This is a genomic window from Candidatus Amarolinea dominans, from assembly GCA_016719785.1.
In the GTDB taxonomy this organism is placed as follows: Bacteria; Chloroflexota; Anaerolineae; order SSC4; family Amarolineaceae; genus Amarolinea; species Amarolinea dominans.
Window position 1 is genome coordinate 609,690 of the sequence record JADJYJ010000003.1, and the last position, 26,237, is coordinate 635,926.

The window sequence follows — 26,237 nt, forward strand, 5'->3', positions numbered from 1 at the left end:
GGGCTGGGAGCGTACCTGAGAGTTGCCAACTTTGCAGGGTTGGCAACTCTCGTCTTCGGCGTTTGACTCATGCCTTGGGTGCTTATTGTACCACAAGTTGTAGCACAAACAACGGAGTTCAGGCGAACAAGGGCACAGGCGCCAGGATGATCGGCGCCCAGGAGTCGGCCGCGGCCAGGACGCCCTGCATCGAGTAGGCGCTGGCCCAGGTGATGCGCACCGTCGCCAGCTTGCCGCGCCAGTCGCCGGCATCCTCGAAGAAGACCAGTTTGTTCTGGCGTGAGCGCCCGCGCCATTTGCCCTTGTGCTGATCCTCCACCAGCACCTCCACCGTTTCACCGAGCAGTCGCCGGTTCTTCTCGCCCTGGATGCGCTCCTGCAGGTCCTCCAACGCGTGCAGGCGCCGATGTTTTTCCTCGTCAGGCACATCATCCACCATGCGCCGCGCGCTAACGGTGCCGGGACGCGGAGAATAGCGCGCCAGGTGCGCCTTGTCCAGTTCCAACTCCGCCAGCAGGTCGTAAGTGTCCTGGAACTGCGCCTCGCTCTCGCCTGCAAAGCCCACGATGACATCGGTGTGAATCGCCACATGCGGGATGCGCTCCCGGATACGCTGGATCAACGCCCGATAGTCAGCCACCGCATAGCCGCGCTTCATGCTCGCCAACACCTCATCATTGCCGGCTTGACACGGCACCTCGATGTGCTCCATGACCTTCGGCAGATCGCGTACCGCTTCGAGAATACGGTCGCTCATGTAATTCGGATGGCTGGTGAGAAAACGGATGCGCTGCAAGCCCTCAACCTCGTGTACCGCATAGAGCAGATCGGCCAGGTCGGGAGAGGGTGTGGAGAGCGGACGGTTGTCGTAGCCGTAGCGGTCCACAATCTGACCGAGCAGCGTGACTTCACGCACACCCTGGGCGACCAGGCCGCGTACCTCGTCCACGATTTCGTGAATGGGACGGCTGCGCTCGATCCCGCGGCGGAAGGGGATGATGCAGAAGGTGCAGGCGTGCGAGCAGCCGTAGACGATGGGGACATGGGCCGCAATGGGCGCCTGGCCGTGCGCAGAAATGTGCTTGACACTCTGCCAATGCGTGGTCGCCACGGCTGTGGTCCCATCTTCATCCTGCACGTGGTAGCGGCGGGCCAGTTGCCCGGCTTCGATGGCGGCCAGCTCCTCGGCCAGCCATTGATTGCGCAGATGATCCACCAACGGCTGTGGATCAGAGGGCGACAGCAGGACATCCACATGGGGAAAACGTTTGAGCAGTTCGGGCGCGGGCTTGACGCCGACCAGGCACCCCATTAGGGCGATGGTGGTATCCGGGCGCTTCTTCTTCAGCGGCTTCCAGGCCCACAGCTTGCCGACTGCCTTCTCCTCGGCGCTGTTGCGCACGACACAGGTGTTGATGACGAGCACATCGGCGCTCTCCTCCTGGTCCGTAGGCACGTAGCCCAGGCGGTCAAGCTCGGCGGCCACGTGACCGCTATCGGCCACATTCATCTGACAGCCGAATGTGTGGATATGATACGTTTTGGACATCGGTTCCTCCCATGGTGACCGGCGTGCAACCGGGCAGGGAAATCGGCGGTCAAACCGACCGCGTGGGGGTTGAAATTGTAGCAGGCCGCGCGGCTTTGTCAAAATGGCTGGCGTCCGGTATCATCCCCCGTGTTTTGGGAATCTTAGCGCTGGTGTTGCCTGGCCGTCTCATGCCGTGAGCCTGGCCGGCACGCACCGTGCTTCAAGCAATGACTGGAGATCATGATGTTCTACCCAATTTACGATGCTATCCACCCCCTGACCCGGCGACAGCAGCGCTTCACGTCGCGCCTCGTGGTCCTGCCCTTGTTGGTTTTTGGCATCAGCCTGACGTTGACGGCCTGCGGCGGCGCTCAGACGCCTGCGCCCACAGATACGCCCGCACCTGTGGCAACGGCACAGCTACTCCCGACCGCGACGGTCATGGTTGCAGCCACGGTTGCGCCCACTGTCGTTGCCACAGCCGACGTTGCGACGCCGCTGCCGCCGGCCACCCCTGCTGCGCCGCCGGCTGCTACCGCGACAACCAATCCCCTACCCATGATTGCGGGGCGCCTCAACGACCTGACGCTGGGCCTGCAAACGCTGATCACAGGGCTGGACGAGCCGGTCTTCATCACGCACGCCGGGGATGGCAGCGGCCGCCTGTTCATCGTGGAGAAGCGCGGCGTCATTCGCATCTGGCAGGGAAACCAACTGCTGGAACCGCCTTTCCTTGACATTGTGAGCCGTGTGGGGAGCAATTCCAGTGAGCAGGGCCTGCTGGGCCTGGCCTTCGCGCCCGATTTTGCCAGCAGCCGCCTCATCTTCGTCAACTACACCAACCGTCAGGGCGACACGATCGTCGAACGCTATGGCGTCACCGATGACCCCAACCGCGCCGACCCGGCCAGCGCATTTCGCATTCTGCGCATTGATCAGCCGGCGCCCAATCACAACGGCGGCATGGTTGCGTTTGGGCCTGATGGCAACCTGTGGATCGGCGCCGGCGACGGCGGCGGGGCCAATGATGTTTTCAAGAACGGACAAAACCCCCGCGCGCTGCTGGGCAAAATGCTGCGCCTGGATGTGATGAGCGATCTGAGCAAGCCCTACGTGACGCCGGCCGACAATCCGTGGGTCAACCAAACCTGGAACGGGCAGCGCATGGCGCCCGAAATTTGGGCGCTGGGCCTGCGCAATCCGTGGCGCTTCAGTTTCGACCGGGCCACGGGCGACTTGTGGATCGGCGATGTGGGTCAGGACGCTTACGAGGAGATTGATCGGGTTGCGGCCGAGCAGAAGGGCTATCCCAACGGTGGGCTGAACTTCGGCTGGCCCATCATGGAGGGCCTGCACTGTTTCGAATCGGGATCGGGGTGCAACCGGCAAGGATTGGTGCTGCCGGTCGCCGAGCATGACCACAGCGCCGGCAACTGCTCCATCACCGGCGGTTACGTCTATCGAGGGGCTGCCATCCCTGCCCTGGACGCCGTCTACTTCTACGGTGATTATTGCAGCGGCAGCGTCTGGGCGCTTGTCGGCGCCAGCGATCGCATGCAGCCTCCGGTCAGTGTCTTTGCCACCGATCTCAACATCAGCTCGTTTGGCGAAGACGAAACCGGTGAACTGTATGTGGCGGACTTGGGCAGAGGCACGGTTTACCAGCTCGTCAAGCCGTGAGATTATTGGATTTTGATCTTGCGCCCGCGCCATGCTACAATGAGGATATCTGCTACCTGGAGAGGGCCGGATGTCTGACTTTTGCACGCAAGCCGACGCGATGCTTGCCCAGTTGATCGCCTGGCGACGCGACTTTCATCAGCACCCCGAGCTTGGTTTCCAAGAAACGCGCACCAGCAGCATTGTGGCCGGCCATCTAAACGACCTGGGCATCGAAGTACAGCAGGGCGTCGGGCGCACCGGCGTGGTCGGCATCGTAGATGGCGCAGGCGACGGACCGACGGTGCTGCTGCGTTTCGACATGGATGCCTTGCCGATTCAGGAGATCAGCGACGCGCCCTACCGCTCGCAGCACGCGGGTGTCATGCATGCGTGCGGGCATGACGGCCACACTGCCATCGGCCTGGGCGTGGCGACGCTGCTCAGCCGGCAACGCCAGCGCCTGTTTGGCCGTGTCAAGCTGATTTTTCAGCCGGCCGAAGAAGGCCTGGGCGGCGCCATGGCCATGATCCAGGACGGGGTCTTGCAGCAGCCGGCGCCAGACTATGCGTTCGGCCTGCATCTGTGGAACCAGTTGGCCTTTGGACAGGTTGCGATTCAGGCCGGCCCTCTGCTGGCCGCGGCTGACGAATTCAGCCTGACGATCATCGGCCGCGGCAGTCATGGCGCGATGCCCCACGAGGGCATTGATGCCGTCGTGGTGGCGGCGCAGGTGGTGATGGCCCTGCAGACCATCGTCAGCCGCCTGGTTGATCCCACGGAGACCGCGGTGCTGACCATCGGCACCATTCACGGCGGCCAGGCATTCAACGTGCTGGCCGGTGACGTCACGATGACCGGCACCGTCAGAACCTTCGATGCCAACATTCGGCAGCAGGTGTGGCAGGGCATCGAAACGCTCGTGCATGGCATTTGCCAGGCCTATGGCGCCACCTTTGCGCTGCAGCAGGCGGGCTGCGCCGCGCCGGCAACGGTCAACGATCCCCGCGCAACCGCAACCATGCGGCAAGCCGCGCAGGCGCTGGCAGACGCAACCCAGGTCACGCCGATCAAGCCCCTGATGATTGCCGAAGACATGAGTGAGTTTCTGCAGCGCGTGCCGGGCTGCTTTGCCCTGTTGGGCGCCGGCCCCCACCCGCATCCGCATCATAATGCGGGCTTCGACTTCGACGAACGGGCATTGCCCGTGGGTGTGGCCTTACTGTGCGAGACGGCCGCGCTTGTGCTGAGCCAACCAGTCAGCCCTGGTTGAAAGCCAGACTGCAGGGACGAATTCACCAGAAGGAGACCCATTGTGCAAGAGATTGAAGGCTATTTTATTGACCGACAGGGACAGCCTGTCGCAGAGTGCAGCGTGGAAGTGGTGGCCTGGGAAGGCGAAGTGCTGGCCGCCACCACCGCGTTATCCGACCATTTTACGTTGCGTATCCCCAATGCATCGCCCAACATCCCGGTCTACTTCCGTATTCACACCATGACCAATCGCGCCCTCAGCACGCATCACGAGATTGACTCGCCCGGCCTGATTTTGCCGGCCTCGGAGCAGAAAATACGTCTGTTCCTGGCCGCGGCGCGCAACGCGCTGGATCCGCAGCCGCTGGATTCGACGCGACCGGCCTGGGTGATCTTGCAGATGCCGGAAAAGATGGTCAAGCGAGTAGGTTAGCGCATCTTGTCTCTGGTACACAACCATGTCAAACTTCATCAAACCATTAGGTCACGCTGCCAGCCGGGCAGAGAAACCGTTCAAGCACACGTTTTTCCAAAGCCCGCGCCTGCTGGTTGGCCTGAACTGCCTCGATGCCGGCCAGCGCCAGGGCCTGCACGAGCATGTGCATCAGGATAAGTTTTACCTGGTGCTCGAAGGCCAGGGCGCGTTCACCATCGGCGAGAGGACGGTCGTCTGCGGCCCAGGCGAGTTGATCCTGGCGCCGGCCGGGATTTTGCACGCGGTGACCAACGACGGCCCGGCGCGGCTCTCGTTCATCACCGCGCTCGCACCGGCGACATGACCCTGAACGCCGGGCATGAGAGCGAACTGCAGTTCAGCGCGATGGAATTGCGTCGCTTCGACGGGCAAGCAGGACGGCCAGCGTACATCGCCTACGACGGAGTGGTCTATGATGTAACCCACTCGACCCTCTGGCGCGACGGCATGCACAGAAACCTGCACTACGCCGGTCTTGATCTCACCCGTTCGCTGCGCAAAGCGCCGCACGATGCGTCCGTTTTTGCGCGGCTGCGCCGAGTGGGTCTCCTGCAACCGGAATTCTGAGCCGCCCCAGCCAGCGCCATGCCTCCCGCATCTCCGTAGCGCCGAATTTATCCGGTATCTCCCGCGCCGAGCCGCTCAACGCCCCCGGCGCCGGCTTGAATTTCTTGATGATTCGAACACCACGCGCTGACCGCGCAACGTGCTCAGCACGAACTCCAGCGCAATGATCAACATCCCGCAGCCGATGTCCACCACCAGCGTAAACGTGAACGCCTCCGCCAGCACCAGCAGCACGGCGTTGATCGCGGCCAGCCAATCAGGCGCCAATTGCGGCGTCCAGCCGGCAATCAGCGCCAGGCAGATGAGCAGACCGCCAAACATCAGCACCGGGCGCACCGGTTCGGTGTCACTGGGGCTGGGGAACATCGCGTTGCTGATGGCAAACGTCAGGTAAAGCCACAGCCAGGCATCAGACACACCGAGTACGGCGATCAGCCCTTGCCACGCACCGCTCCAGCCTTCCTGGGTGATGCCTTGCACCATGCCGGTCAGGTCAAAGACACGGGTGCCGAGCACGAGCACGCCGAGGCTGCCCAAGAGAAAAGGGGCCATACCCACCACGCTGTCAGGCAGATGACCACCTGAAGTGACCGTCACCGAACCCAGGCGGATGTGTTTACCGCGGCGCCTGGGGTAGAGGTCCGGCGGCTTGACTTTGAGGCCGAGCAGTTTCGCCACCAGCCAGTGGCTCAACTCGTGGACGAGAATGCCAGGAAACAGGATTGCCCACAGCGCGACCACCGCGCCGTCGGCGTTACCGGCGATCAACCAGCCGAGGGCCTGAATGTGGCTGCTGATCCAGCGGGCCACGATCCACAGGGCCGCCAGTGAGCCAATTGTCCAGAGCAGTGGAATCCAGTCGTTCACGCGTCACCCCTCCCCGGTCTTGTTGTGTGCGCCATTGTAGCCAGGATCAGGCGCACGTGCAAACAGGTGAGCAGGCAAAGAAAAACCGGGTTCTTTTCATAAGAACCCGGTTTCGGCCAGAGCGCTTAGCCGCGCACGTTGGCAGTGATGCGGATCATTTCGATGAAATCCTCCGCCTTGAGGCTGGCGCCGCCCACCAGCGCGCCGTCAATATCGGGCTGCTGCATGTACTCCGCCATGTTCTTAGCATTGGTGCTGCCGCCATACTGCACGCGCAGCGCCTGCGCCACCGTCTCACCAAACAGATCGGCCACCGGGCCGCGCACGCTGATGCTGATGATCTGATTGGCCGCGGCGCCGGTGGCAGCCCTGCCGGTGCCAATGGCCCAGATCGGTTCGTAGGCAATGACCAGGCCGGCCACCTGCTCAGCGCTCAGCCCGGCCAGCGCGCCGTTGACCTGGCCGCGCACTACGGCGTCGGTAGCGCCGGCCTCGTACTGCTCCAGGTTCTCGCCCACGCAGACGATCGGAATCAGGCCGTGCGCCAGCGCTGCCTTGATCTTGCGGTTGACGCTGGCGTCCGTTTCATCAAAGTACTGGCGCCGCTCCGAATGTCCCAGGATGACATATTGGCACAGTTCGGCCACCATGTTGGGCGCCACCTCACCGGTGAACGCGCCCTTCTCTTCCCAGTAAAGATTCTGTGCGCCCAGGCCCACCCGTGAGCCGTTCAGCGCCTGTTTGACCGACGCCAGCGCCGTGAAGGGCGGGCAGACCACGCTGGTGACGGCCGGGATCTCATCGAGCAGGGGGCGCAGGCTGTTGACTAAGGCCACCGCCTCCGCCACCGTCTTGTTCATCTTCCAATTGCCCGCAACAATCGGTTTACGCATACTTTTTCACCTCAACGAAAAACGAACTGCGCAACGGCTAAAGGTCCAACAGCGCTTCCACGCCGGGCAGTTGCTTGCCTTCCAGGAATTCCAGGCTGGCGCCGCCGCCAGTGGAGATGTGGGTCATCTTGTCGGCCAGCCCCGCCTGCTCGACCGCCGCGGCCGAATCGCCGCCGCCGATGATCGTGATTGCGCTGAGGCCGGCCAGCACCTCGGCGATGGCAAAGGTGCCAACCGCAAAGCGTGGAAACTCGAAAACGCCCATGGGGCCGTTCCACACCACCGTCTTGGCCGGCAGCAGGGCGTTCTTGAAAAGCGCCACGCTGGCCGGGCCGATGTCCAGCACACGCCAGCCGGCCGGAATGTTGGCGACGGGCATAGTCTGGCTGGCAGCGGCGGGATCGAATTTGTCGCCGATGACGACATCCACAGGCAGCAGCAGCAGCTTGCTGCCGGCGCGTGCGATCAGGCCGCGCGCCATTTCCACGCTGCCCTCTTCCACCAGGGAATCGGCCAGATCGAAGCCCTGCGCCTTGAGGAAGGTGTTGGCCATACCGCCGCCGATCAGCAGCGCGTCCACTTTGGTCAGCAGCGCCTCGATGACGCCGATTTTATCCGAGATCTTGGCCCCGCCCAGGATGGCCACGAACGGCCGCTGCGGCTTGTCCAACGCCTTGCCCAGGAAAGCCAGTTCCTTTTCCATCAGAAAACCGGCCACCGCGGGCAAGAAACGCGCCACCCCTTCGGTGGATGAATGGGCGCGATGGGCCGAGCCAAAGGCATCGTTGACGAAGATGTCGCCCAGCCGGGCCATCTGCCGGGCCAGTTCCAAATCGTTCTTCTCTTCGGTCGGATGGAAACGGGTGTTTTCGAGCAGGAGCACCGCGCCCGGCTTGAGTGCAAGCGCGGCGGCCTCCGCGGTGGGGCCGACGCAATCATCGGCAAACTGCACCGGCCGGCCCAACAGTTCGCTCAAGTGTCCAACCAGCGGCTGCATGGTGTACTTGGGATCAGGGCCGCCCTTGGGGCGCCCCAGGTGCGACATGAGCACCAGCGCTGCGCCGTGGTCGAGCAGGTAAGTCAGCGTGGGTAACGCGGCCCGCATGCGGGTATCATCATTGACCGCGCCATCTTTGATGGGCACGTTGAAATCAACCCGCACCAGCACGCGTTTGCCGCTCACCTCGATATCACGAATCGTCTTTTTGTCCATGGTCTGTCCTCGATAAACACCCGGCGGGTTCAGTGACCCGCCGGGAATACAAACTCAAGCGCAACGTCGTCCGGCCGTAAGTCACGCCTGCGGCGTGACAACGCCCTCCGCGACCTATCACGCCCCGCTTAGATCAGAGGCCCTTCTGCATCAGCATGTTGCACAGGTCCGCCACACGCATGGAATAGGCCCACTCGTTGTCATACCAGGCCAGGACCTTGGCCAGGTTGCCGCCGAGCACCTGGCAGAACTCGGCGTCCACGATACTGGAGCGTGCATCGCCCTTGAAGTCCATGGAAACCGGTGAATCCTCACTGACGCCCAGGATACCCTTGAGCGAGCCAGCTTCGGCCGCCTTGAACGCGGCGATCAGATCGGCCGTGGTGGTTTCCTTCTCCAGGAGGCAGACGAAGTCCACAACCGACACCGTGGGCGTGGGCACCCGCAGCGACATGCCATCGAACTTGCCCTTCAGCTCAGGGATCACGAGCGACAGGGCGCGGGCCGCGCCGGTGGATGTGGGGATGATGTTCAGAGCGGCGGCGCGAGCGCGGCGCAGGTCTTTGTGCGGCAGGTCCAGGATGCGCTGATCGTTGGTGTACGAGTGAATCGTATTCATCAGCCCTCTGACGATGCCGAAGTTGTCGAACACCACCTTGGCCGCCGGGGCCAGGCAGTTTGTGGTGCAGGAAGCGTTCGAGATGATGTGGTGGACGGCCGGATCGTACTTGTCCTGGTTGACGCCCAGGACGATCGTGATATCCGGACCGGTGGCCGGCGCGCTGATGATGACCTTCTTGGCGCCGCCGTTGTTGCGATGGACGGCCGCCTGTTCACCCTTGGTGAAGACGCCGGTAGATTCAACGACGATTTCGACGCCCAGGTCCTTCCACGGCAACTGGGCGGGGTCCTTCATGGCAAACACCGTCACCGGCCTGCCATCCACGATGAGGGCATTGTCGCCCACTTCCACGGTGCCATCGAACTTGCCGTAGTTCGAGTCATACTTCAGCAAGTGCGCGTTTGTCTTGGCGTCGAACAGGTCGTTGATCGCCACAACTTCGAGCGTTTCGCCGTAAGTGTCACGCAGTGCCTTGAACACTTGGCGTCCGATACGACCAAAACCATTGATGCCGATACGAGTCTTCATGCAGATTCCTCCCTGCAAAGTCTGTTGCCGTTGCCGGCTGCAAATAATCAATACTGAACACAAGAATAGCCAGGGTGTGACCTGGCTACATGGCCGCTGATTGCCACTTCAGCGTAATTGTACCACAGTGGGCGCTGGCACGCTATGATTTAGGGCAGTTTTTTCCGCACGAGCTTGCGAATTGGTGAGCTGCGCGTAGATCTGCATGATCGCGCTGGCCAATAGCTCGCTGTCATGTCGCCACGGGCGCTGCCGATCAACCAGGTCTGCCAGGTAGACTGAAACGCCGGGCAGGTCATCCGTTGGGGGAGTGACCCATTCGAAATGGGCGGTCGGCGCTGGAATTGGCATGCGCGTGTTATTGTTGGCCAGAACATGCATGAAAACGCCCTCACCCACATGCCGATTGAGCGACTCGACATGCTCACCCACCCCAAAACCGGCTGTTTCGCCGGGCTGAGTTGCCACATTGCAGATGTAGATGCGCGGCGCCTGTGCGGCCTTCACCGCGCGCGCGATACCATCCACCAGCAGGTTGGGGAGCACACTGGTGAACAGGCTGCCCGGCCCCGCCACGATCACATCGGCATCGAGGATCGCCTTGACGGCCGCGGGGTACGCGCGCGCATCCTCGGGTTGCAGGAATACGCGTTCGATGCGCTGACCTAAGCCAGGAATGGCCGATTCGCCTTGCACACGACGCCAGCCCTCGGCGCCATCCTCCAACTCCTCACGCAGATCGGCGCACAGCGTCACATCCTGCAGCGTCGAAGGGATCACCTGCCCGCGCACCGCCAGGACCCGGCTGGCCTCGGCCAGGCCGCTCTCGAAGCTGCCGGTGATGTTGGTCATCGCGGCGATGAACAGGTTGCCAAAGGAATGGCCGTTCAGCCCCATGCCTTCACTAAACCGGTATTCGAAGAGGCGGGTGGTGAGGGTTTCGGCGTCGGAGAGCGCCGCAATACAGGCTCGAAAGTCGCCAGGCGGCGGCAAACCCAGTTCCTGGCGCAGACGGCCAGAGGAGCCGCCATCATCGGCCACGGTGACGATCGCTGTGATGTTATCGGTGTACTTCTTGAGTCCTCGCAGCAGCGTGGACAACCCGGTGCCGCCGCCAAAGGCCACCACTTTAGGCCCACCCCGGCGCCGGCGGTGTTGATAGACAATGTCGGCCACATGGCCCTGCCCAGGGCGCAAGAACGGCTCGACCAGGGCCTGACTCAACTTGTAGAGGGCCAGGCCGATCAGCCCAAGCCCCATGCCGGAGAAGACCAGCGCGCGCAGCGGGCGGTCTGCGAACTGCAACATGCCAAAATAGACGATCGGTGAAAACGTATGACTGTCTGCGGCACTGCGGATGAGAATAGCGAAGCCCAGGCTGAGCACAATACTACCGAGCATGAGCAATAGCAGCCAGCGCTTGACGTGCATTCCGGGAACGAGCCACTTGAGGTGCGAGCGGCGACCATTACTTGATGCCATGAACGGAGGATTCCTTCCAGTATTGCCAATCACAGATGCTCATCCGGCAAGACCAGCCGTGAGCGTCACACAATCCTATCAACCCAACCCATCGTTGTCTCCTGCACAAAGTGCGCCGGGCAACCTTTCCTGATTATAGCCCATAACCAGTAAAGGCCAAAAAGAGCAGGGTCAGAGGGCGGAGGTCAGCCGCCTGCGCAGCACAAAGGTCAGGGCCAGCACCTCGGCCGTCACCGCGATGGAGTTGGCCAGGGCCAGACCGCCAAAGCCCAGTGGCCCCATCAGCAGCAGGCCCAGCACGATGTTGACCAGCGCGGAGGCTGTTGCCAGCAGCAGGGGTGTGAGGGTGTCCTGGCGGGCGAAAAACGCACGTGCGACCAACTCCAGGCTGGCGTGACCCACCAGCCCCAGCGCGTAGAAGCGCAGCGCCACGTAAACGGCCTCCGTGCTGCTGGCATCGAACGCGCCGCGCTGGTAGAGCAGTTGCAGCAGCGGGCGCCCCAACACGATCAACCCGACCGCCGCGGGCACGGTCAGCGCCACGACGACGCGCAGAGATTGACTCAGCGTGCGCCGCAGCCCGGCCAGATCGCCCCGGGCGGCCAGTTCGGCCAGGGTGGGAAAGGCCACCAGCCCAAACGCCGTGCCGATGAGCGTCTCCGGCAATTGCATGGCGTCCCAGCCCCACTCCAGCGCGCTGACGCTGCCCGTCCCCAGGCGCGAGGCCAGGTTGGTCATCATGATGAGCGTCACGTGAAACACGCCCAGGTCAAGCAGGCGCGGCCCCAGCAGCCAGAGGACGTGGCGCATGGCCGGCGTGCGCAGATCGAGCACGGGGCGCCAGTGGAAGCCATAGTGCAGCAGCGCAGGAAATTTGATCGCCAGGTGCAGCAAGGCGCCGATCACCGCGCCCACCGCCAGCCCGCGCGTGCCCCACAGCGGGCCGAGCCACAGCGCGCCGGCCACGATGCCCAGCGGATAGACGACCGGCGCCAGGGCCGGCAGCAGAAAATGCTTGAAGCTGTGCAAGACACTGCCCTGCACCGCACTGACACCAAAGATGACGGTGGAGACGAGCAGGATGCGCATCACCGCGGCGGTTTCAGCCTGCGCCGCGGGCGTAAAGCCGGGGGCAATCACCCTGCCGACTAACCACGGAGCCGCCAAGCCGGCCACGACCGCCAACGCGGTCACCACCAGCACCACCAGGTTGGTCACGGCGCTGGCGAGGCGCCAGGCGCCCGCGCGGTCGTCGGCAGCCAGGAAATCGGCAAACACCGGAATGAACGCGGTAGCCAACGCCCCCCCGGCCACGATGCTGAAGAGCAGATCGGGCAGCTTGAACGCCGCGTAATAGGCATCCAGGTCGGCGCCGATGCCGAATTGGCGCCCGAGGATGATGTTGCGCAGCAGCCCGGCGGCCGCGGCCAGGCCAAAGGCGGCCGCCACGATCAGGGTGTTGCGGGCAATGGATGCAAAAGGGGAGGCGGTTTTTCTGCTGGACATGATTCGTAAGACTCCATCTGGCCTGGCCGCGCAGCCTCGGCCGCGCCTTGCAGATTGACTTCGCGACGGTGGCCGTGACTTGCAGTCGCCCGTCCCCTGCCCGACTCAGGGCTTGAGCGCGGCTACGGCGGCCGCGTAACCCGGATTCAGCGCCACGGCCCGTGCAAACGCCTGGCGCGCGCCTTCCGGATCGCCCAGCGCGGCCAGCGCGCGCCCGCGCCAGTAGTGCAGTTCCTCCACATCGGTGGTGGTCCTGAGGGTGGCATCGGCCAGCGCCAGGACTTCCGCGTGGCGCCCAACCTCAGAATAGGCGGCAAACGGCCCAAACTGATACCACAGCATGCGCCAGGGCAGACCCAGTTGCCGCGCCTGATCGTATGCGGCCGCGGCCGCGGCAAACTGACCGAGGGCCGTGAGATCGCTCCCCAGGTTGAACCAGGCGAACGCGTCCTGCGGCTGCGCGTCCACCGCGGCCTGCGCCAGGGCCAGGCCCCGTTGGCGGGCAAGCGCCTCGTCGGCGTCCGCGCCCAGGATGGCCGCCACCAGGGGCGCCTGCTCGGCCCGGTAGACCAGCAGATAGGTGTCATCGAAGACGCGCCATAGCGATCCCACATCCGCGTAGGGCAAGAGAATGCCCTGGTACGGGTCGCCTTTCTTAAGCCCCTGGCTGACGTACGAATCGTAAACGATCCACATCTGCTCGGCATCGTCATAGCCGGTCAGCAAGCGGTAGTGCCCCATGCCATCGTTGGGGTGCAGTTCCAGCCAGGTTTCGATCAGCACCGGCAGGCCATTGCTCAGAAACAGGCGCATGCGGTCCGCGTCGCCGTGGGTGCGCACCAGCGTCTGCAGGCCCTGAGACTGGGCAAAGGCGGCCATTTCGCCCAGATTGACGTTCTTGTCCTCTGGGTTGGGGCGCAGCGCCCGGCGCAGATCCTCCTGGCGCAGCGGGCTGCCGAAGTAGCTGAGATAAAACGCCAGCGTGGCAGGGCCGCAGTTGTTCCAGGTCTGCCATTCGTGCCGCAGCCCGCGCAGCTCAACCTGCGGCGCAACCGCCTGAAACGACGGCGGCCGGGTTGGCGCGACGCGCGGCACAGTGGCATCCGTGGTCAGAACCAGGGGCGGCGCGGTGACGGCAGAGCGTGTGGCCGTGGCTGTGGGCTGTGGCGGCGCGGTTGTGATCTGCGCCGGCGGCGGGCGAGTGGCGACCCCTGCGGGCGTGATGGGCAGTGGCGTTGGCACCCACTGGGGGTGCGGGAGTGGCTCGCCGAACGTTGCCTGGGCGCGCCGCCATAAGCCCGTTGGCCCCCCATAGCGCCACAGGCCGGTCGCCAACAACAGAAGTGCGCACACAACGCCCAGGGCCAGAATGAAGCGAATGGACAGGGTCGCCCTGCGCGGGTGAATTTTATGATCGTTCATCAGTTCAACCTTCATCCCATTGAACGTGCCACCACTCACGCCAGTTACATGGCGGCCTACTGCCAAACCGACCGGCCCACGGAGCGCAGCGCAGGTTTCCGCAATGTATCTTTTTTGTTGTGCAGTGTTATAATACTGGTGTCCAGCGTCCGCCTGGCAACCGGGGCCAGCCGTCTGTCCCCTGATGGCGCATCGGCCCAGGCACAGACAGAAACGCACAAAAATGGGGGAAATAAAGGGAGGGAGCTATGTCTTTATCGTTCAATTTCAGTCCGTTGGCCGCCTTCGTCCTCGGCATCTTGCTCGGTTTTCTCATCGAGTGGCTGTTGGAGTTGCTCTATTTCAGGCGCCAGCGCCGCGGATGCGAGGAACGTCTGGCCCGGGCCGAGACCGACCTACAGGAACGCAACCGCGACGTGTTGACCCTGCGCACACAGGCAGACGCGTTACGCGGCGACCTCAGCACGGCCCAAGCGCGCACCACCACGCTGCAAGGAGAATTGCAGGCCACGCAGCAGCGGGCCGCGGGATTACAGGCCACGCTGGGTGACAGCACGACCCAGGTGAGCGGCCTGCAGGCCGGGCGCCAGGACCTTGATGCCCGCCTGACCTCCGCGCTTGGCGAAATCGAGGCCCTGCGCGGCCAGGTTGGCAGCGCGGTCGCTCGCCGTGATTCGCTGGATGCTGCACTGCAAGCGCGCGGGGCAGCCTACAAATCGTTGGAGGCCGCCCTGGCCGCCTCACGTGCCAACGAAGTCACCTTGCAGGACGACCTGGAACGCCTGCGCGGCGATATGCAGACCCGCGAGGCCCTGCTAGGTAGCGCGCAAGGCGCAAGCGAGAGCCTACGGCAGCAGCTCAGCCAGACCAGCGCCCGCCGTGATTCGCTGGACGCCGCGCTGAAAGCGCGTGACGCCGCCTATCGCGCCCTGGAAGCCGCCCAGGCTGAATCGCGCGCGCATGAAGTGGCGCTACGGGATCAACTGGCCGACCTGCGCGCCAATTTCCAGGCGCGCAACAACACGTTGGACAGCGCCATGTCGGAATCAGAAAGTCTGCGCAGCCAGCTCGCTGACAACGAAGCCCGGCGCACCTCCCTGCAGCATGAACTGGCCGCGGCCGGGGATAAAATTTCCAACTTACAGGCATCCCTGGATGTTGGCGGCAGCCGCGGGGTGTCGTTTGCACAGGAGACGCCCGGTTTCGATCTGCCAGGCGCCGGATCTGGCCTGGTGGCCGGCGAGGGCGCCGGCTTTGCTTCCGGGGCAGAGGCGGCCGACGTTGGTGAGTATGACGCCGACCTGACCGGGAGCCGCGGCCCAGGTTTTGCGTCTGGCGCGGCAGGATCGCTCAGCGATCTCCCTGACGCCGATGTGACAGCGGGCGGCAGGCCCCCCGGCGTGGAGGCTGGGCTGGTCGCCGGTGGCATTGCCTTCGGGGGCGCGCTTGCTCAGTTGGGCGATCAGGGCGAGCCAGCAGGAGCACGCGCGGCGTCCTGCCCGCAGGACCTCTCCAAAGTCATGGGCATCGGCCAGGTCTATGAAACAAAACTCTATGCGGCAGGCATCGGCAGCTTCTGGCAATTGGCGACTGCAGACGATGACACGCTGCGCCGCATCTTCGGTATCAAAGACTTTCAGAAGATTGACCTGGGCACCATCAAGGCAGACGCCCGTCGCCTGGCTGAGGACAGCAATACGGTCGGTCGTGGCTGGGACGGCTCCCAACCGGACGATTTCGAGTCCATGGAGGGCATCGGCGCCGTCTTCGAAGGGCGCCTGTACGATGGCGGCATCTGCACCTTGCGCGCGCTGGCCGATGCCACAGAGGCACAGTTGGAAGCCCTTTGCCCGGCGCCCGCCTGGCGTCGCCCCGACTATGCCGGCTGGATTCGCCAGGCCAAAGCCAGGCTGGGGGAGGTCTAAGCGATGTTTCGCCAACGTGGATGGTTCTGGACGCCGCTCTTCGATCGTTGGCAAGTGCTGGCTGCGCTGCTGCTGGCTGCGCTTTTCGTTTGCTGACGATACGGTTCGATCGCACACCGCCGGCCCCCGTCTTCACTGAGCCGGCCGCCAATGCCCAACTGACAGCCGCTGCGCTGGGTGACGCGGCCGGTACCGCCCGCGCCAATGACACGGTGCGCCTGTTCGCCGGTGACACGGCGCTCGGTGACGCCAAAGCTGATGCCGGCGGTCAATGGCGCCTGCCGCTGACCAACCTGACGCCCGGTCAGCATACGCTGCTGGCCAGGATCGTGGACGCCAACGGCAAGGTGCTGGCCTCCTCGCAGCCGCGCAACATCACCGTGGCGCCTGCCGCGACACCGACTCCCGCCGTCATGGCGCCCATCATTACCGCGCCGGCGCCGGGCGCGCAGTTGACCGCCGGCAACCTGGGCGACCTGGCCGGCAGCGGCCGCGCCGGCGACACCCTGCGCATCCATGATGGCGACAAGGAGATCGGTCAGGCCACGGTTGGTCCGGACGGCGCCTGGCGCTTCCCCTTCCCGGCCCTGACCAGCGGCGCCCATGCCATCACCGCCCGCGTTGTGGACGCCAACGGCAATGTGCAGGCCACCTCGCAGCCGCTCAACATCAGCATCGTGGATGCCGCGACGCAGCGACGGCCCGCCGCATGGCGCCCATCACCGCGCCGGCGCGGCGCGGTGACCGCCGCAACCTGGGCGACCTGGGCAGCGCCAGGCACCCTGCGCCATGATGGCGCAAGGAGATCGGCCAGGTCACTATCGGTCCGGACGGCGCCTGGCGCTTCCCTTCCGGCCCTGACCAGCGGCGCCCATGCCATCACCGCGCGTGCACACCAACGGCAAGGCAGGCACGGTACGCCAGGCGTCACACCAGGCAGCGGCGGTACGCCAGGCGTCACACCAGGCAGCGGCGGAACGCCAGGCGTCACACCAGGCAGCGGCGGTACGCCAGGCGCGACACCAGGAACGACGACAACGCCGGCGGTAACACCGACACCGATCGCTGGTCGTGTCAAGGCGCCGGTCTTGACCAGTGCGCTGGTCTCACCGCTGCACACCAGCCGGCCCCTTTTCCGTGGCACGGCCGAACCTGGCTCCAGGGTGCGCATTTACGATGGCGCGACATTGCTCGCTGAAGTGACGGCTGACGCGGCGGGCAACTGGAGCTTCGTGCCGCCGGTCGCGCTGGCAGCCGGTGATCATGTCCTGCGCCTGGCGGCCGTGGACACCGACGGCAGCGAAGTCTTCGCCGATCCGTTGCCGTTCACGATTGCGGCCGACGCCCAACCGCTGGCGTCCCCCACGATCAACCTGCCGCCGGGCGGTCAGCTTCCGGCCGGCGAACGCCTGACGGGGACCGCACCGCCCAATAGCACCGTGATCCTCTACGCCGGCGACAAGGCGCTGGGCGCCGCCACGGCCGGCCCGGATGGCTCCTGGCAGTTCATCGTGCCGGCGGACCTGCCGCCGGGCGACTACGACTTCCGGGCGGTTGTCAATGATGCCAGCGGCAACCTGCTGGGCGAATCGCTGCCTGTGCGCATCAAGATCTTGCCGTCACTCGGTCTCCCCACCACGGGTGGGGACCTCAGCGGGCAGTAGTTTCAGACAAAAATGGTAACTGCTGGGTCTGTTTGGAATTCAGACAGGATTTACAGGATTGACAGGATATTCGAACTCTCGTGGCGGTAGTTTTGCACGCCACAGAGCAAGAATCCTGTTCATCCTGTTCATCCTGTCCAAATCAACTTGCAGGGTGAGCAGTGACCAAAAATGACTTAACATCATCCTGACCCGCACACACTGCCCCTCACCAGGCTGAGAAATCAGGTTTACCCTCAAAGACCTGGTTGTCCGATATGCCGGGACATACAAGGACTAGGTTGGTGAGCGCGACCAAGCTCGGCAGCGGCAAGGAGATGGTGGACCGGCTGACCAACCTCATCGCCATCTTCGAGAATCCGGCGCTCGACTTCTCGAAGAACCGCGCGGATGGCGACGACATCCTGGGCGATGCCTACGAATACCTGATGCGCCACTTCGCCACTGAGAGCGGCAAGAGCAAAGGCCAGTTCTACACCCCCGCCGAAGTCAGCCGCATCATGGCGCAGATCATCGGCATCCGCGACGCCAGCACCAGCAACGCGACGACCGTCTATGACCCCACTTGCGGCTCTGGTTCGCTGCTGCTGAAGGTGGGCGACGCCGCCAGCGCCAGGGTCACGCTCTACGGGCAGGCGGCCCTGGACCGGCTGGCGGCTGAACTGGAAAGCGCCGCCGCGGAATTGGCCGAGCTGGAAGAGGAGGAGGGCGGCGAGGAGGGCATCTTCGCCGAGCTGGAGAAGGTGAACCGGGCTAACGTCAGCGCGCGGCTGCGCGAGGCCCGGGCGATCTACAACACGAATGACGAGGCCGGCGCGGAAGCCGATGTGCTGGACAAGTGGCTGGCCTTGAGCAACCGCGAGGCCGAGCTGAAGAAGCAGTTGCGCGACGCCGAGGCCGAGCTGGACGCCAAAGCCTACGCCCACTATCCCAAACTGAGCGGGGCCGAGATCAAGACCCTGGTGGTGGACGACAAATGGCTGGCCGCGCTGGCCGCCGCCATCCACGGCGAGATGGATCGCATCAGCCAGGCGCTGACGCAGCGCGTGCGGGAGTTGGCCGAACGCTACGAGACCCCCATGCCCCAGCAGGTCAATCGCGTGGCCGAGTTGGAAGCCAGGGTGAACGCGCATCTGGCGAAGATGGGATTTGCGCGCTGAGTTGAGAGTTATGATCGGGCACGACTTTGTGGAGTATGAACAAGGCGGCAATTTGTGCGACACTGTCGCACAAATTGAGTACCTGGGTTATCCAATAAGTCAGACACCGTCTGACTATTTAAGTGAGACTTATGGTACCCAACAGCGCCGCAAAGGAGGCGCATCCATGAGCGCGGAAGTGAAGCCTGGCTACAAGCAGACCGAGGTCGGGGTGATTCCGGAGGATTGGCGCGTCGAGACTATTGAACAGATTTCTGACGTTGGGCGTGGGCGGGTTATTAGTCACAAGGAGATAGCTGCGTCCAGAAACCCAAACTACCCTGTGTATTCGTCGCAGACATCAAATAACGGTGTGATGGGATATATCGACACGTTTGATTTCGACGGTGAATACATCACTTGGACAACTGATGGTGCCAATGCTGGAACAGTATTCCATCGGAACGGTAGGTTCAATTGCACGAACGTTTGCGGCACGATCCGCCTGAGAGCAGACAATGCCGTATTTGTTTCAAAAGTCCTCGGCAGGATAGCACCCCGGCATGTCTCGCGGAATCTCGGAAATCCTAAGTTGATGAATGATGTGGTGAAGCGGATCACGTTGCCCCTGCCGCCCACCCTCGCCGAACAACGCGCCATCGCCGAGGCGTTGAGCGATGCGGATGCCCTCATCGAATCGCTGGAGCAGCTCATCACCAAGAAGCGCGGCATCAAACAAGGCGCGATGCAGGAATTGCTCACCGGCAAGAGGCGGCTGCCGGGGTTCAGTGGGGAGTGGGAGGTGAAGCGGTTTGGGGATGTTGTCGCTCCTCGACACGACCGGATTGATCCAAAAAGAACTGGGGTTCAGGAGTTCTGCGTCGAGTTGGAACATATCGGTTCTGCAACTGGTGCACTTTTGGGCAGTTCGAGTACTGGAGGACAGTCTTCGCTGAAGTCAGTTTTTCGTGCAGGCGATGTTTTGTTCGGAAAACTCCGCGCCTATTTGAGGAAATACTGGTGGGCTGATTGTGCCGGCGTCTGCTCGACTGAGATCTGGGTATTCGCGCCAAATGAGAATCTTATTTCCACCGCTTACCTGTTTCAGATGGTTCAAACCGACAAGTTTATTGAAGTCGCAAGCTCCTCATACGGGACGCACATGCCGCGCTCCGACTGGAACGTAGTGAAAAACTACGAGTTGCTATTGCCACCAGTCCTCGAACAAACTGCCATCGCCACCATCCTCTCCGACATGGACGCGGAGATCGCCGCGCTGGAGGGAAAGCTGGTCAAGGCGCGGCAGGTCAAGCAGGGGATGATGCAGGAGTTGCTCACCGGGAGGGTGCGACTCGTATGAAAGAAGAGCAGGTGGAGCAGATGGATCAATCAGATGGGCCGGCGGACCGCGCGGCCCCGCATGACGGGAAACGGCTGCGACCAAGCGGAGGCTACCGCAAGTTGCGCTCATTTCAAGTGACGACGGTGATTTACGATGCCACGGTGCGCTTCTGCGAGCGCTTCCTGGACAAGCGCTCCCGCACGGTGGATCAGATGGTGCAGGCAGCGCGCAGCGGCCGGCAGAACATCGCCGAGGGCAGTCGCGCGGCTGCCACTTCAAGCCACACCGAACTGCGGCTGGTGAATGTGGCGCGGGCCAGCCTGGACGAGTTGCTGCTGGATTACGAGGATTTCTTGCGTCAGCGCGGCAAGCGGCTGTGGGGCAAGGATGACCGCGAGGCGCGCGCGGTGCGGGCGGTGGGGTGGCAACAGGAGAAGGCGGCCTCGTTTAACCCGTCCGATCCCGCCGCCCACTGGAAGGCCTACGCCGCCTGGCTGGATCACGAGGACCCTGCCATTGTCGCCAACACGACTATTTGCCTGATCCACCAGGCCAACTACCTGCTGGATCAGCAGATCGCCGCGCTCGAACGATCGTTCATCACCGAGGGCGGTTACAGCGAACAACTGGCCGCGGCAAGGCTTGCGGAACGGGGGAAGCAGCAGGGGACTGCCCCGGCGGCGAATGACGCGCCAGCCTGCCCAGCATGTGGCAGAGCGATGGCCCTGCGCACGGCGCGCAAAGGCCCGCACGCGGGCGAGCAATTCTGGGGTTGCACGGGCTACCCGGAATGCAAAGGGACGCGGGCGGCCTAAGGGGCTTGTCAGATCCGACGGATCGGACGAAGAGAAGCAGGGGATGATGCAGAAATTGCTGGTTGATATTCCCAACAAGGTGCGCGACATCCTGGGCATCATCGTGGATGTGAATTTGCACGCGGAAAATCAGCGGGAATATCTGGAGATCGTGGTCGAACCCTACCCCTATCCCGTGAGCTACAAGGGCGAATACCATTACCGCAGCGGCAGCACCAAGCAGGAACTAAAGGGCGCGGCGCTGGACAAGTTTCTGCTGCGCAAACAGGGGAGGCATTGGTACGGCGTACCCGTGCCCTATGTCACGCTGGCCGATCTGGATGGCCGGTCGCTGGCCTATTTTCGTAGGCGCGCCGAGCGCAGCGGACGTTTGTCAGCCGAGATATTGCAGGAGACAGATGCCAACCTGATTGACAAGCTGCACCTGACGGATGGCGCCTATCTGAAGCGGGCCGCCGTGTTGCTCTTTCACCCCGACCCGGAACGCTTTGTTACTGGAGCCTTCGTGAAGATCGGCTACTTCCGCACTAACGCCGATCTGCTGTTTCAGGATGAGATCCACGGCAGTCTCTTCACCCAGGTCAGCGAGACCATGGACCGCCTGCTGAACAAGTATCTGAAGGCGCTGATCTCCTACGAAGGCATCCAGCGGGTGGAGACCTACCCGGCGCCCGAAGAGGCGTTGCGTGAGGCGGTGCTCAATGCGGTGATGCACAAGGACTACGGCAGCGCCACACCTATTCAGATCAGCGTCTATGCAGACAAGATTATGCTCTGGAACCCAGGGCAGTTGCCCCTCGGCTGGACGGCTGCGCGGCTGCTCGAAAAGCATTCGTCCGAGCCGTATAACCCCGATGTGGCCAATGCCTTCTTTCGGGCAGGCATGATCGAAGCCTGGGGACGTGGTATCGAAAAGATCCTGGCAGCCTGTCAAGCCGCCGGAATGCCTGCGCCAGAGTTGCGCTACGAGCAAACGGGACTGTGGATCGTCTTTGCCTTTCGACCAGAAGCGATACTCCGAGAGTCACAGTCGCAGCCAGAGTCACGGCCAGAGTCACAGCCGCAGCCAGAGTCACAGCCAGAGTCACGGCCAGAGTCGCAGCCAGAGTCACAGCCAGAGTCGGCATCGCTGGAGATGCGCGTGCTTGGTCTTCTTGCCACCAGCGGTCCCATGTCCAAATCGGCGCTCTCCGATGCACTGGGACAAAGAGAGGTCTCAGGTCATCTGAATCAACTGATGCGCAGGTTGGTGGCTGCCCGGTGGGTGGCCTACATGATCCCCGATAAGTCCCAAAGCCGGCTGCAAGCGTACCGCATCACGGCAGAAGGCCGCCAGCGGCTGACCAACCTGCAACAAGGACCGCTGCCATGAGCACCATCGGCCAACCCGAACGCGCGACCCAGAACCGGGTGATCGCTTTGTTCCGCGACGAGCTCGGCTACCACTACCTCGGCGACTGGACCGACCGCGACGACAACAGCAACATCGAGGAAGGGCTGCTCACCGCTCACCTGCGCAAGCACGGCTACGCGCCGGCGCAGATCAACGTGGCGCTCTACAAGCTGCGCACCGAGGCGGACAACCCCAACCGCAGCCTCTACGACAACAACAAGGCGATCTACAGCCTGCTGCGCTACGGCGTGCCGGCCAAGATCGAGGCCGGCCAGGTCACAGAGACGGTCAAGCTGATCAACTGGGAGCAGCCGGAGCAGAACGACTTCGCCATTGCGGAAGAAGTCACGCTGCGGGGCAACTACGCGCGGCGGCCCGACCTGGTGCTCTACGTCAACGGCATCGCCGTAGGTGTCATCGAGCTGAAGAACAGCCGCGTCTCCCTCGGCGACGGCATCCGCCAAAACACCTCCAACCAGAGCAAAGAGTTCAAAATTGAATTGAGAAAATACGGAAAATGAACGATGGCGTGATGCTCTGGCTGGGCGGGCCGGCGCCAGAGGTCGCCGCGGCCCTGGCGCAAACGCTGACCGGCGCAACCTGCTGGCCGGTGGACGCCGATACGGTGTGCGCGGTCGCGTCACAGACCGATGAACACCTCTCCGCCTGTGTAGAGCGCGCTGTCCGCGGCGCACAAATCGCCAGCCGGCAGGGCGCCGCGGTGGGGTTGGCGGTCGGCCCGCTGGCGACGGCCGGCCATGCGAACCCCACGCGGGAACGAGCACGCCGCGCCGCCGCGTTGGCGAGCGCCGGCGAGATCATCCTGGCCTGGGGCAGTCAAGCCTATGTGCGCGGCACATTCGAGAGCGTCAGCACCGGCTTCGTGAGACTGATCGAACTGGCCTGAGCAAGCGCGCCGGCGGCTTCACAGGCCAATGGCAAACATCCGCTCCAGGTCATACTGCGAGTAGGCGCGGAACGCAATCAGCGTTTCCGTGCTGTGGATGCCGGTCAGCTTGATCATATGCTCCGTCACCAGACCGGCGATGGCATCGTTGTCCTTGACCCGCGCCACCGCCACCAGGTCGAAGCGGCCGCCCACTGAGTAGACCTCGGTGACGCCCGGCAGCGCCAACACCTGCGCCGCCACATCATTGACGCGGCCATGCTCGACATTGATCAGAATGATTGCTGTTACCATCCCATTTCCTTTCCTGCTTCACACAAAACGACTCACACAGGGACACAGGGACACAGGGACACCAAAAAGTCCTCTCTGAACCCCCTGTGTCCCTGTGTGAAAACCCCTCAGCGGGACGCGAAAATGATACCACAGATTGGAAGAAGCGTCACATCGTTTGTGCTCGTTCGGGAAGAAAATAGTTCGCCGTCGAATAGTTCTATCTGTTACTAAATGCTGTTCGATTGGAACACGACACGGGAAGGAGCCATGAATCAACCAGCGGACATTCATTTTCATGATCGCGACTTTCGGGAGTTGATGCAGCAGCACGGCATCGAGACGATCAGCGGTGTGGAGCTGTTGCGCTCGGTGCGCATTGTCAACAACCTGTACGATGCCATTTTTTCCGAGCGGCTGCGCGACAGCCAGCTTTCCGGGCCGCGCTGGGGGCTGCTGATGCGCCTGTACGCGGAGGAAATGCGCGGCAACCAGGAAGGCCTTTCCCCCTCGGTTTTGAGCTATCATCAGGCCGTGAGCAAGAACACCGTCAGCTCGCTCCTGCGCGGGCTGGAAGACCAGGGCCTGATCGAGCGCCGCCTGGACGCGCACGACCGGCGCTCGTTCACCATTCGCCTGACCGACCTGGGACGCAGCCGCATTCGCGAGCAGGCGCCCAGCCACGTGGCGTTTCTCAATCAATTGTGCGGCGACCTGAGCGCGGCCGATACCACCACGCTCCTGGAACTGCTGGCGCGTCTGCGCCAATCGCTGCTTAGCCAGGCTGGCCCCGGATTTTGCCACGAACGGGCCGGGCGCGGCGCCTGAGCGCAAAGAAGAATAAAAAGGAGTTTCGAGTGCAAACACGACTTGCCAAACGGCACAAACAACGGGTGGATATGCCGGCCAAAGGAGGATTGGGCCGCGCCATCAAATACCTGGGGCATTACAAGCGCCTGACCGCGGCGGCGTACCTGTTCCTGTTCATTTCGACTGCGGCGCAATTGGCTGTGCCGCAGTTAGTGCAGAATATCATTGATGCTGTGACCAATGGCGTCATCGCCAAGCAACTGGCGCAGACGCCCGCGGCTTTTCTGAGCACCGCCCTGCAGCGCCTGGGCTGGACGCCTGAGCAGTTGGATACCTACCGCAACAGCGGCGAACAGGTGCTCGTCAACGCCATCGTGCTCATTGTCGCCTTTGCTATCATGCGCGGCATGTTCGCCTTTGCGCAGGCCTACACGTCAGAACGGGTGTCGCAGAGCATTGCCTTTGATTTCCGCAACGACCTCTACGCCAAGATTCAGCGCCTGTCGTTCAGCTATCACGACCGTAACCAGACCGGTCAGTTGATGATTCGCGCCACCGACGACGTGGAGAAAGTGCGCCTCTTCATCGGGCAAGGTCTGTTGCTGGCGATGCAGGCGTTCGTGCTGCTGACCGCCACCCTCACGATTCTGGTGGTCACCAACCTGAAGCTGACGTTGATCATCCTGCCGGTGCTGCCGGTGGCGCTCCTCCTCTTCATGGTGTTCGGCGCCATCAGTCAGCCGTTGTTTAGCGAGGTGCAGAAGCGCCTCTCGCGCCTCAACACCATTCTGCAAGAGAACCTGACCGGTATCAAGGTGGTCAAGGCCTTTGCCCGCGAGCCGCATGAGGAGCGCAAGTTCGACGTCGCGGCTGCCAGCCTGATGGAACAGAATATCAAGGTTTCCCGTACCTTCGCGTTTCTCTTCCCGGTCGTCTTTTTGATTGCCAACCTGGGCCAGGCCGCGGTGCTTTACTATGGCGGCAAACAGATCATTGATGGCACCCTCACCTTCGGCGAATGGCAGAAGTTCAGCCTTTACCTGGTCTACGTCTTCTTCCCCATCGGTCAATTGGGCTTCATCATCAGCCAGATGTCGCAGGCCAGCGCTTCCTCCAGCCGCATCTTCGAGATTTTCGACGCCAGGAACGATGTGGCCGACAAGCCGGGTGCGGCGGCGCTGCCCCCGGTGCAGGGCCATGTCACGTTCGAAGATGTGACCTTCCGCTACTTCGATAGCGGTGAGCCGGTTCTCTCCCAGGTCAGCTTCGACGCCAAACCCGGCGAGACGATCGCGCTGCTTGGCGCCACCGGCAGCGGCAAAACAACGATCATCAACCTGCTGCCGCGCTTTTACGACATTAGCAGCGGGCATGTGCGCATTGATGGGCACGACGTGCGCGAGGTAACGCTCGACTCATTGCGCTCGCAGATCGGTATTGTGCTGCAGGAGACCAATCTCTTCAGCGGCACGATCCGCGAAAATATCGCGTTTGGTCGCCCGGAGGCTTCCCTGGCCGAGGTGACGGCGGCGGCCAAAGCGGCTTCGGCGCATGACTTCATCATGAGCTTCTCCGCGGACTATGAAACGCCGGTGGGCGAACGTGGCTCCACCTTGAGCGGCGGTCAGAAGCAGCGCATCGCCATCGCCCGCGCCCTTCTGCTCAATCCACGGATCTTGATCCTGGATGACTCCACCAGTTCGGTTGACCTGCAGACCGAGTTCCAGATTCAACAGGCGCTCACCCGGTTGATGCACGGCCGCACCAGCTTTGTCATCGCCCAGCGCATCAGCACCGTGGTCAACGCCGATCAAATTTTGGTCATGGAAAAGGGGCGCATCGTGGCCCGTGGCAAGCACGAAGACCTGATGGATAACAGCCCCATCTACGCCGACATCTATCATTCGCAACTCGTCAGCGACGTAGCCCTGACCGAGGAATAAGGAGACA

General features: G+C 63.0%; 24 protein-coding genes. 15 read left to right on the top strand and 9 right to left on the bottom strand.

Translation table 11 applies throughout. The features are described from left to right. Window positions 1-118: 118 nt before the first annotated feature. Window positions 119-1,549: a tRNA (N6-isopentenyl adenosine(37)-C2)-methylthiotransferase MiaB gene (gene miaB / locus IPM84_05945; protein MBK9092310.1), complete on the bottom strand. Its 1,431-nt coding sequence runs from the start codon at window positions 1,547-1,549 to the stop codon at window positions 119-121. A gap of 225 nt (window positions 1,550-1,774) precedes the next feature. On the opposite strand from miaB, the gene IPM84_05950 reads away from it, so the two are divergent. The 5 genes from IPM84_05950 to IPM84_05970 all read left to right on the top strand — a co-directional run bounded on the left by IPM84_05950 (window position 1,775) and on the right by IPM84_05970 (window position 5,486). Next, window positions 1,775-3,211, top strand: coding sequence for a PQQ-dependent sugar dehydrogenase (locus IPM84_05950; GenBank protein MBK9092311.1), 1,437 nt, complete (start codon window positions 1,775-1,777; stop codon window positions 3,209-3,211). A gap of 100 nt (window positions 3,212-3,311) precedes the next feature. Beyond that, entirely contained in the window at window positions 3,312-4,463 is a 1,152-nt protein-coding gene (locus tag IPM84_05955) for an amidohydrolase (protein MBK9092312.1), read from the top strand. A gap of 42 nt (window positions 4,464-4,505) precedes the next feature. Continuing rightward, entirely contained in the window at window positions 4,506-4,877 is a 372-nt protein-coding gene (locus tag IPM84_05960; GenBank protein ID MBK9092313.1) for a hypothetical protein, read from the top strand. Between the two features lie 25 nt (window positions 4,878-4,902). Then, window positions 4,903-5,223, top strand: coding sequence for a cupin domain-containing protein (locus tag IPM84_05965; protein ID MBK9092314.1), 321 nt, complete (start codon window positions 4,903-4,905; stop codon window positions 5,221-5,223). Next, the gene (locus IPM84_05970) at window positions 5,220-5,486 is read left to right on the top strand and encodes a cytochrome B5 (protein ID MBK9092315.1); all 267 of its coding nucleotides are present in this window, start codon (window positions 5,220-5,222) and stop codon (window positions 5,484-5,486) included. Before IPM84_05965 ends, IPM84_05970 begins: the two co-directional genes overlap by 4 nt. A gap of 75 nt (window positions 5,487-5,561) precedes the next feature. Here IPM84_05970 and IPM84_05975 read toward each other — a convergent pair whose 3' ends face one another. From IPM84_05975 to IPM84_06005, 7 genes are all read right to left on the bottom strand, one after another. Further along, window positions 5,562-6,353, bottom strand: a complete 792-nt coding sequence (locus tag IPM84_05975) for a hypothetical protein (GenBank protein ID MBK9092316.1) — start codon at window positions 6,351-6,353, stop codon at window positions 5,562-5,564. A 125-nt stretch (window positions 6,354-6,478) separates the two neighbouring features. After that, complete coding sequence (locus tag IPM84_05980; GenBank protein MBK9092317.1) at window positions 6,479-7,246, bottom strand: triose-phosphate isomerase; 768 nt, start codon at window positions 7,244-7,246, stop codon at window positions 6,479-6,481. Window positions 7,247-7,283: 37 nt separating this feature from the next. Continuing rightward, window positions 7,284-8,459: a phosphoglycerate kinase gene (locus tag IPM84_05985; GenBank protein MBK9092318.1), complete on the bottom strand. Its 1,176-nt coding sequence runs from the start codon at window positions 8,457-8,459 to the stop codon at window positions 7,284-7,286. A gap of 133 nt (window positions 8,460-8,592) precedes the next feature. Next, entirely contained in the window at window positions 8,593-9,609 is a 1,017-nt protein-coding gene (gap, locus tag IPM84_05990) for a type I glyceraldehyde-3-phosphate dehydrogenase (GenBank protein MBK9092319.1), read from the bottom strand. A gap of 108 nt (window positions 9,610-9,717) precedes the next feature. Next, complete coding sequence (locus IPM84_05995) at window positions 9,718-11,091, bottom strand: YvcK family protein (protein ID MBK9092320.1); 1,374 nt, start codon at window positions 11,089-11,091, stop codon at window positions 9,718-9,720. Window positions 11,092-11,262: 171 nt separating this feature from the next. After that, on the bottom strand, window positions 11,263-12,597 hold the full coding sequence (murJ, locus tag IPM84_06000; protein ID MBK9092321.1) for a murein biosynthesis integral membrane protein MurJ: 1,335 nt from the start codon (window positions 12,595-12,597) through the stop codon (window positions 11,263-11,265). Between the two features lie 105 nt (window positions 12,598-12,702). After that, complete coding sequence (locus IPM84_06005) at window positions 12,703-14,019, bottom strand: tetratricopeptide repeat protein (GenBank protein MBK9092322.1); 1,317 nt, start codon at window positions 14,017-14,019, stop codon at window positions 12,703-12,705. Window positions 14,020-14,267: 248 nt separating this feature from the next. Here IPM84_06005 and IPM84_06010 point away from each other — a divergent pair, with 248 nt between their 5' ends. The 8 genes from IPM84_06010 to IPM84_06045 all read left to right on the top strand — a co-directional run bounded on the left by IPM84_06010 (window position 14,268) and on the right by IPM84_06045 (window position 23,204). Then, window positions 14,268-15,944, top strand: a complete 1,677-nt coding sequence (locus IPM84_06010; GenBank protein ID MBK9092323.1) for a hypothetical protein — start codon at window positions 14,268-14,270, stop codon at window positions 15,942-15,944. Between the two features lie 89 nt (window positions 15,945-16,033). Beyond that, window positions 16,034-17,608 carry a hypothetical protein gene (locus IPM84_06015; protein ID MBK9092324.1) on the top strand — a complete coding sequence of 525 codons (1,575 nt, stop codon included), beginning with the start codon at window positions 16,034-16,036 and terminating at the stop codon, window positions 17,606-17,608. Window positions 17,609-17,865: 257 nt separating this feature from the next. After that, window positions 17,866-18,768, top strand: coding sequence for an N-6 DNA methylase (locus IPM84_06020; protein MBK9092325.1), 903 nt, complete (start codon window positions 17,866-17,868; stop codon window positions 18,766-18,768). A gap of 166 nt (window positions 18,769-18,934) precedes the next feature. After that, window positions 18,935-20,107 carry a restriction endonuclease subunit S gene (locus tag IPM84_06025; GenBank protein ID MBK9092326.1) on the top strand — a complete coding sequence of 391 codons (1,173 nt, stop codon included), beginning with the start codon at window positions 18,935-18,937 and terminating at the stop codon, window positions 20,105-20,107. 20 nt (window positions 20,108-20,127) lie between these two features. After that, window positions 20,128-20,904, top strand: coding sequence for a four helix bundle protein (locus IPM84_06030; GenBank protein MBK9092327.1), 777 nt, complete (start codon window positions 20,128-20,130; stop codon window positions 20,902-20,904). Between the two features lie 43 nt (window positions 20,905-20,947). After that, the gene (locus tag IPM84_06035; GenBank protein MBK9092328.1) at window positions 20,948-22,276 is read left to right on the top strand and encodes a transcriptional regulator; all 1,329 of its coding nucleotides are present in this window, start codon (window positions 20,948-20,950) and stop codon (window positions 22,274-22,276) included. Next, entirely contained in the window at window positions 22,273-22,818 is a 546-nt protein-coding gene (locus IPM84_06040) for a type I restriction endonuclease subunit R (GenBank protein MBK9092329.1), read from the top strand. The genes IPM84_06035 and IPM84_06040 overlap by 4 nt, the downstream gene beginning before the upstream one ends. Then, window positions 22,815-23,204, top strand: coding sequence for a hypothetical protein (locus IPM84_06045; GenBank protein MBK9092330.1), 390 nt, complete (start codon window positions 22,815-22,817; stop codon window positions 23,202-23,204). The genes IPM84_06040 and IPM84_06045 overlap by 4 nt, the downstream gene beginning before the upstream one ends. A gap of 18 nt (window positions 23,205-23,222) precedes the next feature. Here IPM84_06045 and IPM84_06050 read toward each other — a convergent pair whose 3' ends face one another. Then, on the bottom strand, window positions 23,223-23,498 hold the full coding sequence (locus tag IPM84_06050; GenBank protein ID MBK9092331.1) for an Lrp/AsnC ligand binding domain-containing protein: 276 nt from the start codon (window positions 23,496-23,498) through the stop codon (window positions 23,223-23,225). Between the two features lie 249 nt (window positions 23,499-23,747). On the opposite strand from IPM84_06050, the gene IPM84_06055 reads away from it, so the two are divergent. Both IPM84_06055 and IPM84_06060 read left to right on the top strand, forming a co-directional pair. Then, window positions 23,748-24,305 carry a winged helix DNA-binding protein gene (locus IPM84_06055; GenBank protein ID MBK9092332.1) on the top strand — a complete coding sequence of 186 codons (558 nt, stop codon included), beginning with the start codon at window positions 23,748-23,750 and terminating at the stop codon, window positions 24,303-24,305. Window positions 24,306-24,376: 71 nt separating this feature from the next. After that, the gene (locus IPM84_06060) at window positions 24,377-26,230 is read left to right on the top strand and encodes an ABC transporter ATP-binding protein (protein MBK9092333.1); all 1,854 of its coding nucleotides are present in this window, start codon (window positions 24,377-24,379) and stop codon (window positions 26,228-26,230) included. Window positions 26,231-26,237: the final 7 nt, after the last annotated feature.